A 12,005-nucleotide genomic window follows, 5' to 3' on the forward strand; every position below is an offset into this window, starting at 1 on the left:
GAACACCCTTGGTAGGCCGCGCACGGCGGCGTACCGTCCCGTCGCACAGATACCCCCTACCCGTATGGAGTAGTCATGGAACCGAGGGATTCCCGGCGGTGGTGGGCGCTCGCGCTGATCGCGGCCGCGCAGTTCATGGTCATCATGGACACCTCGATCATCGGCGTCGCCCTACCGCGCATCCAGGCCGAGCTGGGCTTCTCGCAGGAAAACCTGTCCTGGGTGTTCAACGCCTACGTCATCGCGTTCGGCGGGCTGCTGCTGCTCGGCGGCAGGCTCTCGGACCTGCTCGGCGCCAAGCGCGTCTTCGCGTCCGGCTGGGTGGTGCTGCTGGCGGGCTCCGCCGTCGCGGGCGCCGCGGGCACGGTCTGGGTCGAGCTGACCGGACGGGCGCTGCAGGGCGTGGGCGCCGCGCTGATCGCCCCGTCGGCACTGACCCTGTTGATGATGCTGTTCGGCGGCACCCCGAAGGAGCTGACCAAGGCACTGGCCCTCTACGGGGCGGCCGCGCCCGCGGGCGGCACCGCCGGCGTGTTTCTCGGCGGCGTGATCACCGAGTACATCAGCTGGCCGTGGGTGTTCTACATCAACATCCCGATCGCCCTGATCGTCCTGGCCGCCGTCCCGGCGCTGATGCCCGGCGGCGCGGGGCAGCGCGGCTCCACCGACCTGCTCGGCGCGTTGACGGTGACCGCGGGCCTCGCCGCGGCCGTGTTCGCGATCGTGCGGGCGCCCGAGGTCGGTTGGGGCTCGACGGCCACCGTCGTCGGCCTGGTCGTCGCGGTCGTGCTGCTGGCCGCGTTCGTCGCTCTGCAGGCCCGGCGCCGCACCCCGCTCGTGCGGCTCGGCATCTTCCGCACCCCGGACCTGGCCGCGGCGAACCTCGCGCAACTGCTCCTGGGCGCGGCGTGGATCCCGATGTGGTTCTTCCTCAACCTGTACCTGCAGCAGGTGCTCGGCCTCGGCGCGTTCGCGAGCGGCTCGGCGCTGCTGCCGATGACCACCGTCATCATGCTGATCATGATCGTGGTCGCGCCGCGGCTCGCCGCCCGCTTCGGCACGAAGGCCATGGTCGTCGCCGGGCTCGCCGTGCTCGCGGTCGGCCTGGGCTGGCTGTCGTTCGTCCGCCCGGCAGGCTCGTTCTGGATCGACGTGCTCCCGGCCTCGCTCGTCACCGCCGCCGGGATGGCACTCGCGTTCATCCCGTCACTGGGCACGGCGATCTCCAGCGCACGCCCGGAGGAAGGCGGCCTGGCCTCGGGCATCGTCAACACCAGCTACCAGGTCGGCTCCGCACTCGGCCTCGCCGCGATGACCGCCGTGGCCAGCGCACTTGGCGCCGGCCAGACCGAGGACACCGCACTGCTGACCGACGGCCTGTCCTCGGCGTTCGTGGGCGCCGCGGTCATCGCCGTCGCCGGCGCGGTGCTGGCAGGCGTGACCCTGCGCGGACGACGGGTCCGCGAGACCGCCGCCGCCGCGGCCGTGTGAGAAGGAGGAACGATGCGCGCCATCGCGCCACTCACCCCGGAAGAAGCGCCCGAGAAGTCGCGGGAACTGCTCGAGGGGATCATCGGCAGGCACGGTTCGGCCGGGGACATGGTCGCGACCATGGCTCACTCCCCCGCACTCCTGCAGGGATACCTCGACTTCTCCCGCGCGCTGAAGCGGGTGAAACTGCCCCGGCAACTCAGCGAGAAGGTCTCGATCGCGGCCCAGGGCTGGATCGGTTGCGGCACGTGCATGGCGGCACACACCGCCGCCGCGCGGGCCGCGGGACTGAGCGACACCGACATCGCGCTGGCACGCGAGGCCACGGCCACCGATCCCCGGGAGGCGGCTCTGCTCACCTTCGCGGTGCGTGTCCTCGCCGAACCCGCGTCGATCACCACCGACGACGTCACGGAACTGCGCGGCCACGGCTTCCCCGACCGCACGATCGCCGATGTCGTCGGCCTGGTGTCGCTCAACCTGCTCACCGGTTCGTTCAACCTCGTCGCGGGCATCACGCCGGACGAGGACTGAGAACCACCGGCCGTCCGGCACCGCCGGCGGCTCGACCGGTCCGGAGAGGGTGGGATCCGCGGATGCCGGATCCCACCCTCTGGGCGGTCCCGCTCGGTCACCGGCCGACCGGGTCCATCAACACGTGCGGCAACGGACCGAAGGACCCTTCGTCACACCGGTTCCATGGCGGACACGAAGATCCGGGCGAGTCTCCCGGTCTCCCACTGCAGGCCGAGGCGGTGCTCCGCGAGGTCGTAGTTGACGGTGACCTCGCCGGTGGCGCCGTTCTCCCAGCTGTTGTGCACGCGGGCGCCGTGCGCACGCACGTAGCCGTCGACGGGGCCGCGTTGCCCGTCGAGGTCGAGCCCGGCGATCACGCCGTCGGCGCTCGGGCAGCGCGCGACGTCGACGGTGACCTTCTTCACCAGCCCGTCGAGCAACGCGATGTCGACGCCGTCGGGGCTGGGGACCACCGGGTCCAGCACACTCTGCCGGACGGTCGAGCCGGGGAAGCGCCCACGCAGTTCCGCGTAGGCCGCGGAGCCCTCGGACTCGCCCAGAGCGGCGCACATCGTCGCGATGACGCCGGTCAGCGACGTCCCGGGGACCGCGGGCAGGTCGGTCGGGACATCCTCGGGCTTCCGAGATGCCGGTCGCGGGTCGTGGCCGCCGAACTCGGCCACCCGGTCCCAGATCCAGTCCGCCATCGACGTGGCGACGGGCTCGTCGGGATGACCGGGCAGGCGCTTGACGAGCGCCCCGAACGCGACGGCGACCAGGTAGGCACCGGCGTCGTCGGTCATCACCTGTTCCCAGATCTCGTTCTCGGGCCAGTCGGGGTGCGCTGCCCGGTCGGCCTCGATCTCGGCGTCCATGGCGATGATCTCGTCCGCTGACATCAGGCGGAACGGCTCGGCCAGCCCCCAGACGGCACCGGAGCCGGGCTGCTGGCCGTCGTGCCAGGTCACCATGTCCTCCGCGACCATGGCGCCGACCTTGTCGCGCCCGCTCTCAGCGTGGGGCGCGGCTCCCGGTCGCAGGGTGGCGCGCACCTCGGCCGGCAGCACGGCGTCCAGTGCCGCCAGCGCGGAAGGCAGGTCGATGCCGAGCTTCTGGTCGCGGATCTGCCGCCACGACATCTCCATCACGCCGGTGTCTCGGATGTCCTCCAGGGTGATGTCGTCGCCGCTCGCCTTCTCGACGATCCGCAGCATCGCCCGAGCGGTCCCCACCAGGCTCTGGAGCAGGTCGTCGGTCGGGTCCTCGCGCAGCAGCCGCAGACCGAGCTGTTCGGCGTCGTCGAACCGGTACTGCGCCAGGTAGGCGAACCCGAGCAGCATGGCGACCCAGGAGTCCGCCGCGTTGGTCCGGATGGCCTCCTCGGCCGCGGGCGCGAACCGTTCGGGTGGTGCGAGGCTCTCCAGCAGGTACTCCGCACGTTTCCCGAGCGCTCGGGGGAGGTCGTCCGGCGCGGTCCGCGAGCACAGTGCCACCGCGTCGTCGAGCTGCCGCCACCCGGCCTCGTGCTCCCCGGCGCGTGCCTGGACCTGGCCCAGTCGCATCCAGTCGTCCCAGTCCTCCTGGTCCTCGGCCAGCACGGCGTGCGCCCACCGCAGCGCCTCGGCATGGTTGTTCTCCGCGGATTCCAGATGCCGGAGCGCACGAGCCGCCATGGTGAACCACCCGTCGCGGCGACCGGCGACCTGGAGGAACAGCCGTCGTGCCTCGGCCATCTCGCCGCACGCCTGACGGTGGTTGCCGAGCGCCATCAGCGCGCTGTTGCGCCCCGGCTGGGCCGCGAGCACCCGCAACGCCAGCTCGGCGACCCTGGGATGGGTCGGCTGTGCCGCGAGGAGCTCCCAGGCCACGTCCAGGTCCCGCGCCACGGCATCGCTGTCGCTCATCGCATGCCTCGCTTGACCCGGTACGCCCGGAGCTGGTCGAAGGTGCCGTCGTCCACGCCGTACTCCAATACCGGCGCCACCTGGTCGAACCAGGACATCGTGGACGGGGTGATGCCGCCGACCGCGGCCAGCACCGCGTCTGTGGTGACCGGCACCAGCGCACCGCTTTCCATCGACTCGGCCATCGCCTGCTGCAGCACGGTGGTCGTCAGGTGGCTGAGGTCGGCGCCGGAGAACCCCTCGGTCGCCGCCGCGACCGCCACGACGTCGACGTCGTCGGCGGGCTTGCCGGCCAGCGCGCCCGCCACGATCGCCGCCCTGGCGACCGCGTCCGGCGGCAGCACCAGCACCGTCTTGTCGATCCGGCCCGGCCGGCGCAGCGCGGCGTCGATGTCCCACGGCCGGTTCGTCGCGGCCAGGAAGTAGACCCCGTCGTTGGCGCTGTCCACGCCGTCGAGCTCCTCCAGCAGCTGGGTGACGAGCATCCGCATCGCCTGCGACCCGCCGCCGCCGGAGGTGCGCCGTCCGCCGAGCGCGTCGAACTCGTCGAAGAAGATCACGCACGGCGCTGCCGCACGTGCGTGGCGGAACACGCTCTGGATCGCCTTCTCGCTCTCCCCGATCCACTTGCTGAGCAGGTCCGCGAGCGTCACGTGGATGAACGACGCGCCGAGGTCGCCCGCGATCGCCTTGGCGATGAACGTCTTGCCGCAACCGGGTGGGCCGTACATCAGCAGCGACCCGCCCGGCTTCTGCCCGAACGCCGCCGCCAGCTCGGGATTGCGCAGCGGAGCCAGGAACGCGGTGTCCAGGTGCCGCTTGACCTCGGCGAGCCCCGCGACGTCGGCGAGCGTCACCGCCGGACGCTCGGCGTCCCACAGCGACGCGGACGCGCCGCCGACCTGAAGGTCCCGGTCGGCCGGAGCCGGCACCGGTACCGGCGGCGGTGCGGGCCGTGGCGGGGGCGCGGGCTCGGCGGGCGGCGGGTTCGAGGTGCGCAACCGCGCGGCCATCAGCCGGGCACGCAGCAGACGGATCCGCGCCTGCTCACCGCCGAAGGCCTCGAACGCGTCCAGTTCGGCGGCGGCGCGGACCAGGTCCTGCTCCAGCAGCAGCGTGACGAAGTCCTCGCGCAACGCCAGGTTGCCGGGGTCGGCCGCCACCTCACGTGCGATCACCTCGACGAAGTCGTCGCCTGCGTCGGCGTTCACCGCGCGGTCCCTTCCAGCCAGCCCTTGAGCAGCCCCAGGTTCGCCAGCGGGATGTAGTGACCGACCCGCGGATGGTCCAGCGCCACACCGACGACACCGGCCCGCCCGAACGAGGCGACGTAGTCGATCGCGGCCGGCATCGGCACGCCCATCAACGGCACCGTGCCACTCTCCGGGTCGACCAGCCCGAGGGTGTGGGCGGCGTCCTTCGCCCGTGCGGCGCTGCTGTAGAGGCAGATCATCGACCCCTGCTCGGCGGCCACGCCGAACGGCCGGGGCCGGTCGGCCGAGCCCCGCGCAATGAAGAACCAGTGCGCCAACCCGGTCACGTGCCGCCACAGCGCGATCTGCGCCGTCGTGTCTCCCGCTGGCGCTGTCCTGACCGCCTCGTCGAGACGGTCCAGCTCGGCGACCTGCTCGGGGTCGTTGTCCTCGGTCATTCGGTTCTCTTTCGTCTGCTCAGCTGTCCACTGTGGCGGTCGCGGGCCTGAACGCGCGCACCCGTCCGGTTTCAAGACCAGAGACAAGCATGCCGTCGATCACGGTGAACAGGCGGCCGGACATGTCACCGTCCACCCAGTTCCTTCTCACATCGACCAGGCCGACTCCCCCGACCGTGCCGCCCGTCGTCGCGTCCAGCAGCTCGACCCGCACGTCGATGCCCTCGGCCGGCGCGAACGCGTAGGGCACGTCGGCGCGCCGGGCGATCACGACGCGGGCCGGGTCGCCGGTACCGGTCGCGGCGATCACTCGAGGTGTCCGCCACAGCGCTTTCCCGTCACGTGACCGGACGCGGGTCACCCCGTCGGTTCCCCACAGGACGGAGCCGTCGGGACCGTGGAGCACGACACCGCCGCGTCCCGCCGCCTTCTTCCTGCGCCAGCGGACCTCACCGGTCGCGACGTCCACGGCCATCGCCCACAGCGAGTACGAGTGGAAGTAGACCGAGTCCCGGGTGACCAGCGGCGTGTGCCGGTACGTCCACTGCTCGCCGGGAACCCGGACGTCCCAGCGCACCGCGAGGGTGTCGCCGGAGAGCCGGAGGATGTTCTGCCTGCCCCGGCCGTTGGTCGTGACGACGTCCCCGTCGTCCGTGACCGCGACCGTGGTCAGCGCGGACCCGGACAGGGTCGTCCTGGCGGCCAGGCGACCGTCACGACCCAGCTTCCGGACCGACGACCCGGCGACGATCACGACCTCCTGCCCGAGCATCGCGACGCCCCGCGGTTCCCCGGTCAGCGGATGGGCCCACAGCTCGGCCCCCGTGGCGGCGTCATAGCCACGCGCCTCGGCCCGCTGCCCGGGGTGCAGGACCACGAGGAGACCACCGGCGACGGCCATGGCCTGGTTCACACCGAGCGGAGGACAGGCCCGCCGCCAGCGCACGTCACCGGTGGCGACGTCCAGGGCGGTGAGCGTCGTCCCGGGTCCGGCGGACGAGCACGTTTCGACGATGACCGTCCCGTCCGCGGCGGCCCACTGCCGATGCTCGTCGTCAGCGGTGCCGCCACGGTGGTCCCACACCTCGCGCATCAGGCCCCGTCCTCCCGTCCATCCGAGACACGACTCCGATGTGCCGCGGCACGCGCGCGTTCCTTCCAGTTTCACGCAGGCGACCGGGGTTGCCCCGCGGGGCAACGTCGGCGGAGTCGCCCGGTGCACGGGGATGCCCGGGGTCGGTTCCTCTCTGGACAGGAACTCGCCGGCGGGCCCTTTTCGCCGTGTGGCGGTGTTGTACTCGCTGACATGGAACGTGCCGGTCATCCGTCACCGCGGCCCGGGACCTCGCTCGCCGCCGTGCTCGCGTTGTCGGCCACGGTGCTCGTCGCTCCGGAGCAGGCCCCCACGCACGAAGCCGGAACGCCGCCCGTCGCCGATTACCCGGCCGCGCCGGACGAGACGGCACCGCCCGCCACCGTGCCCGGGGCCGTCGTGTCGTGGCCGGTCAGCAGGGTCAGTCCCGGCACGAGCACGGTCTCCGGGCCGCGGTCCACGCTCTCCGGGCTCCCCGCCCGGGTCTGGCTGGCCTACACGCGGGCGGCCGCTCACTTCGCCGTGGCACGACCGGACTGCCGGTTGCCCGCGACCCTGCTCGCCGCGATCGGGCGGGTCGAGTCCGGACACGCACGAGGCGGGCGGGTCGACTCGCGGGGCACGACGCTCACCCCGATCATCGGGCCACGGCTCGACGGCGGGCCCGGACTGGCGGCCATCCCCGACACCGACGGCGGCGGCTACGACCGCGACCCGGTGTGGGACCACGCCGTCGGACCCATGCAGTTCATCCCCGCCACCTGGCGACGGTGGGCGAGTGACGGGAACGGCGACGGCGTGGCCGACCCGCACAACGTCGACGACGCGGCCCGGACCGCGGGCGGCTACCTGTGCGCCGACGGCCGCGACCTGTCCACTGAGGACGGCCTGCGGGCGGGTGTGCTGAGCTACAACCGGTCCGAGTCCTACCTGCGGATCGTGTTGCGCTGGATGGCGGTGTACGAACGCGGGATCGTCCTCGGGCCGGTCGCGCCCTTCGACCCGGTGGCAGCACCCGTCACCGGGCCCGGGCGCTCCGGCCCGGACTCCGCGCCGGGGGCTCCGGGTTCCGGTCCGGAACCGGAGCCCGGCCAGGAACCCGGGGCACCGCCCGCCGCGCCGCCATCCGCTGAGCCGGGGTCACCGACCACGCCGCCCGGCGGTCCGTCCACACCGGCACCGTCGCCTTCGCCTTCGCCGTCCCCGTCGCCGCCGCCCGACGAAGCCGTCACCGACCTCGTCGACACGACCGTGTGCGTGGTCGACGGGATCGTGGTGTCGGTGGTCACGACCACCACCAGCCTGCTGACCGGGCTGCTGGGCGGGCAGGTCAGCCGGGAACCCGCCGAGGGGTGTCCTCCGCCGAGCTGACCTCGTGCCCCGGGGTCAGCACCTCCTGCCAGACTCCGGCCGCGGGCCCGCCGCGCACCAGCCGGGTGGCCAGGTGGAGCGCCAGCCGCTCGTCGGGCTCGTTCAGCTCGACGTCCAGCAGTGCCCGGATCCGGTCGAGGCGCTGCAACACGGTGTTGCGGTGCACCCCCAGCCGCAGCGCGGTCGCAGTGGCCGACGACTCGTTGTCCAGGTAGCACGACAACGTCAGCGTCAGGTACCCGGACGCGTCCACGGACGTGAGCGGCCTCAGCAGCCGCTCCGCGAGGTCCACGAGGGACGGTGTGGCGTGCTGGTCGGAGAGCAGCCGCTTGACGTTGCTCACGCCGATCCGTTCGACGGCCCCCGCGACGTCTCGCGCGGCGGCCATCGCGCACGCACGCCGAGCGTCCTGAAGCGACTCCCGCAGTCCGCGCGTGCCGTCGCCGGGTACGCCGACACCCGCGCACATCCGCACCCCGGAGCAGGACCGCTCCAGGTCGAGCAGCACGTCGCGGACCGTCGCCACCAACGCGTCCGCCACCTCCGGGCCGAGGTCGGTGAGCCACAGAACCCAGCCGTCGTCGTGTCGCACCGGGTCCGCGGCGAGACCCCGTGTCATGAGCTCCTCGCGCAACCGGTCCGCGGTGCCGGGCACCGGCTGCCCGATGGCTCGCACGTGGACGGCGGTGTGCCTGCCGCCCAGCCGCCAGCCCGCCGCGGTCGCCTGCGCCAGCACCTCGGGACTGGGGGCGTCCGCCTCCGCGAGCAACCGGACCAGCAACGCCGCCCGGGGCTTGTTCCGCCGCTCCAGCGCGACCGCGACCGTCGCGAGGTGCGCGACGAACGCCCACCCCGCCAGGCTGAGCGACACGCTCGTGGTGCGCGCGAACGCCACGGACGTGTTCGGCACCATCGCGACGAGCCGCAGGTTCAGCGGGCTCGCCGGGTCCAGCCGCACCGGCTGGATGATCAACAGGGAGTCGTCGTCCAGCGCGCGGACCTGCTGCGTCTGCCCGTGCCCGCCCGCCGACGTACCGCACGCGAGCCGGAACGGCGCCGACCGGACGATCTCGGCGGGCAGGTCGCCCATGACCTGCCTGCCCTCCGCGTCGAGCAGGCCGAGCCGGCAGCGCAACGTGGTGGACAGCACCCGGACCATGCCCTCCGCGTCCGACACCGTCGTCGCGAGCCTGCGGGACACCGTGTTGATCAGCGTTCCGTTGGCGTGCTCGGGAGAACGCACGAAGTGGTCCATGGCGGCACCGAGTCTTCGCGCGTCGACCCGTTGCTCCGTCAGGACCACCGTGAGTTCCGACCGTTCGGCGAGTGCCCTGGTCGCGGGCGGCAGCCCGGCCACCGACCCGTGCACGAGAAGACCGGCGGACCTGCGTTCCGCGGCGCGGCTGATCGTCCCGGCCAGACCGGGGTCGCTCGCGGCGAACCGAGGGTGGTCGAGCACGGCGAACTGCCCCGGCCGCAGCCTGTCCACCTGATCACCGCTGGTCACCGCGACGACGGCACGCACGATCCTGCGGCCCGCTGCCTCCGCACCGACGATCTCGTACTCGGGCACGAACCCGAACGCGAGCAGCTTCCTGAGCATCATGGACATGACCGCGACTCCTCACTCCCCGCGATCCGGCTGAGCCCATTCGGTTGTCACGTCGACCACTGGACAGCACAGTCCAGCACCGGATCCGCCGTTTGGACGACCGTTCCGGCACTCGAGACCCGCGGACCGACTCCTGTCCGGCACAACGAGCGACGCCCCGATTCGTTACGCCGCAATATGTTGCGGCTCGCGTTAGCACACCGGCGCCGGGAAATCGAGACGCTCGTCCTTTCGTTCTCCGTACGTTTGGTGATCCGCGACGGTCGTCGTCACCCGTTCAGATCAGTCCCTCCCGCATGGCGTAGGCGACCGCGTGTGTCCGGTTGCGAAGGTGGAACCGGCTCACCACGTCGTGCAACGCGTTCTTGATCGTGCGTTCCGAATAGGACAGTTCCTGCGCGATCTCGCGGACCTCCATGCCCTGCGAGATCATCCGGAGCACGGCGGCCTCGCGTTCGGACAACCCGGTGAATCTCAGTCCCTTGGGTGCCAGCACCTGGTTCTGCAGCCGGTTCACCTGTTCGAGGAGGCGGCCGACGAGCTTGGGCGAGAGCACCCCGCCCATCGTCGACGCCTGGGTCACCGCGGTCACCAACCGCTCCGGCGTCGCGTCCGCGCGTGCGACCACGCCGCACGCGCCCGTCTCGATCACCGACAGCAGCGCCGCGTCGTCGATGGTGGACACCACGAGGATCACCTGCCGGTGGCCCTGCGCTCGCAGCTCCCGCACCAACCGCAGCGCCTGGTCGTCGACGATGTCGTGGACGACGACGCAGACGGTCTCCGGCGCGGACGCCGAGCCGGCCGACGGGTCGGTGACCAACTCGACCTCCGGCCGGGAGCGCAGCTGGGTGGCGACCCCGGTCCGCAGGATCGGGTCGGTCGAGGTCACGTGAACGGGGATGCGGACGGCCATGACACACCTCGTGGTCGACGTGGGGAACTGGTGCACGGTCCACTCTCGACACGGTGCTCAACACGTGCTCAACACCGCTCCACGCCCGCTCACCACACCGCGCTACCGCACGAGCGCCGCCGTGAAGTCGCCCGTCGGCGTGCACGGGTCACGACGGTTCGTGCACACGACCGCGAGGGTGACCCGTTCGCCCGGCCGGACCAGTGGCGGGTGGTCCGGCACGAAGGTCAGCTCGTCGTTGCCGTCGCGGTCGATCGCGGCCAGGTCCACGGTGCCGACGACCGTCGAACCGTGCCGGATCTGGATCTGCCCGGTGTCCGCCGCGGTGTTGCGCAGCACCACGGACATCACCCGGTAGCTGCCGCCGTCCGGCACCACGTAGGAGAACAGCTGCGGCCCGCCGCCCACGTTCGGGTACGCGAGGGTCTCGATGCGGAACCGGCGGGTCACCGTCTCGCCCCCGCCAGGCGCCGGCACCCGGCCCGTGCCGCCGGCGGACACCCGGCTCGTGGGCGTCGAGGTGGCGGTGGCGGACCGGGGCGCCGACGACGTGGCGGCCGTGGTGGTGGTCGCCGCCGCGGAACCGGACGGCCGGTCCGACGACGGTCCCGCGATGGACACGGGCCGCTGCCGCAGGAGCAACGTCACGACGATCACCAGGACCATGAGGAGCCCGAACAGGGCGGACACCAGCCAGAACACCCGCCGCGGGATGAGCGCCTTCTGTTCGAGCCGGGCGTCGAGCCCGATCTGCGGCGAGTCCGGCGCCGTCACGGTGATCGTGAACGGCAGGGAGATGTTCTCCCCCTTCCAGAAGTACTTCCTCGGCCGGACGAGGACCCGCGTGAAGGTCGTGTGGCCCGGCGGCAGCTCCAGGCGTGGTGGCCTGCGCCGGAAGGTCAGGCGCTCGTCCTTGTCGACCGCGTCCACCTCGACCTTGACGGGGTGGTTGCCGAGGTTGTCCAGCGCGACGGTGTGCCTGCCGACCCGGCGTGCCGTCGAGGTCTCCGGCACCACGCCGGCGGTGATCTCGGTGAACGGCTCGACCGTGACGACGCCCTCCTGCACCACCGATCCGGCCGGGTCCTCACGCGACGCGATCACCAGCGCGAACGGGTGCTCGCCCGCGGGCACCTCGTGGGACCGCGGCGGCCGGAACGTCAGCTCAACGCTGATCTCCTGCCGCGGCATGAGGTTGGCGACCGCGGGCCTGATCTCGGTCCACGCACCCGGGTCACCGCGCAGCGAGAACGCGAACTGGTCGACCACCTCGGAGTTGTTGCGGATCAGCACGTGGCACCGCCCGGCCCCACCGGGGGCCACCACGACCTCGGTCGTGCGGAGGAGCGCGCTGACAGCCATGTGCCACAGCATGTCCGCGGGGCGCGTGCCGGGGCAGCCATGGCCGCACCGGACTCCCGGGCATGGTCCGCTGACCTGACGGGCACCTC

At 72.3% G+C, this 12,005-nt stretch carries 10 protein-coding genes; 3 read left to right on the forward strand and 7 right to left on the reverse strand.

The window, feature by feature from the left end; genetic code table 11:
* The first annotated feature begins 75 nt into the window (after window positions 1-75).
* Window positions 76-1,491 (forward strand): MFS transporter, encoded by a 1,416-nt coding sequence (locus ACIBVP_RS41640; protein ID WP_396112117.1) that lies wholly within the window; start codon window positions 76-78, stop codon window positions 1,489-1,491.
* Between the two features lie 12 nt (window positions 1,492-1,503).
* A complete protein-coding gene (locus ACIBVP_RS41645; RefSeq protein ID WP_396112118.1) occupies window positions 1,504-2,025 on the forward strand; it encodes a carboxymuconolactone decarboxylase family protein in 522 nt (173 codons plus the stop codon).
* Between the two features lie 152 nt (window positions 2,026-2,177).
* Here ACIBVP_RS41645 and ACIBVP_RS41650 read toward each other — a convergent pair whose 3' ends face one another.
* The 4 genes from ACIBVP_RS41650 to ACIBVP_RS41665 are packed head-to-tail and all read right to left on the reverse strand — an operon-like array spanning window position 2,178 to window position 6,655.
* Complete coding sequence (locus ACIBVP_RS41650) at window positions 2,178-3,911, reverse strand: tetratricopeptide repeat protein (RefSeq protein ID WP_396112119.1); 1,734 nt, start codon at window positions 3,909-3,911, stop codon at window positions 2,178-2,180.
* Entirely contained in the window at window positions 3,908-5,122 is a 1,215-nt protein-coding gene (locus ACIBVP_RS41655) for an ATP-binding protein (RefSeq protein WP_396112120.1), read from the reverse strand. The genes ACIBVP_RS41650 and ACIBVP_RS41655 overlap by 4 nt, the downstream gene beginning before the upstream one ends.
* Window positions 5,119-5,562 carry a hypothetical protein gene (locus tag ACIBVP_RS41660; protein ID WP_396112122.1) on the reverse strand — a complete coding sequence of 148 codons (444 nt, stop codon included), beginning with the start codon at window positions 5,560-5,562 and terminating at the stop codon, window positions 5,119-5,121. Before ACIBVP_RS41660 ends, ACIBVP_RS41655 begins: the two co-directional genes overlap by 4 nt.
* 19 nt (window positions 5,563-5,581) lie before the next feature.
* On the reverse strand, window positions 5,582-6,655 hold the full coding sequence (locus tag ACIBVP_RS41665; protein WP_396112123.1) for a PQQ-binding-like beta-propeller repeat protein: 1,074 nt from the start codon (window positions 6,653-6,655) through the stop codon (window positions 5,582-5,584).
* 213 nt (window positions 6,656-6,868) lie between these two features.
* Between ACIBVP_RS41665 and ACIBVP_RS41670 the strand changes: the two genes are divergently transcribed.
* A complete protein-coding gene (locus ACIBVP_RS41670) occupies window positions 6,869-8,026 on the forward strand; it encodes a lytic murein transglycosylase (protein WP_396112124.1) in 1,158 nt (385 codons plus the stop codon).
* Here the strand turns inward: ACIBVP_RS41670 and ACIBVP_RS41675 are convergent.
* From ACIBVP_RS41675 to ACIBVP_RS41685, 3 genes are all read right to left on the reverse strand, one after another.
* Window positions 7,986-9,638: a PucR family transcriptional regulator gene (locus ACIBVP_RS41675; RefSeq protein WP_396112125.1), complete on the reverse strand. Its 1,653-nt coding sequence runs from the start codon at window positions 9,636-9,638 to the stop codon at window positions 7,986-7,988. The two genes, ACIBVP_RS41670 and ACIBVP_RS41675, sit on opposite strands and share 41 nt — an antisense overlap.
* Before the next feature lie 277 nt (window positions 9,639-9,915).
* Window positions 9,916-10,554 carry a response regulator transcription factor gene (locus ACIBVP_RS41680; protein ID WP_396112126.1) on the reverse strand — a complete coding sequence of 213 codons (639 nt, stop codon included), beginning with the start codon at window positions 10,552-10,554 and terminating at the stop codon, window positions 9,916-9,918.
* 102 nt (window positions 10,555-10,656) lie between these two features.
* Window positions 10,657-11,916 carry a hypothetical protein gene (locus ACIBVP_RS41685; protein ID WP_396112127.1) on the reverse strand — a complete coding sequence of 420 codons (1,260 nt, stop codon included), beginning with the start codon at window positions 11,914-11,916 and terminating at the stop codon, window positions 10,657-10,659.
* Between the last annotated feature and the right edge of the window lie 89 nt (window positions 11,917-12,005).

It is taken from the genome of Actinophytocola sp. NPDC049390 (genome assembly GCF_044466355.1).
Taxonomy (GTDB): Bacteria; Actinomycetota; Actinomycetes; order Mycobacteriales; family Pseudonocardiaceae; genus Actinophytocola.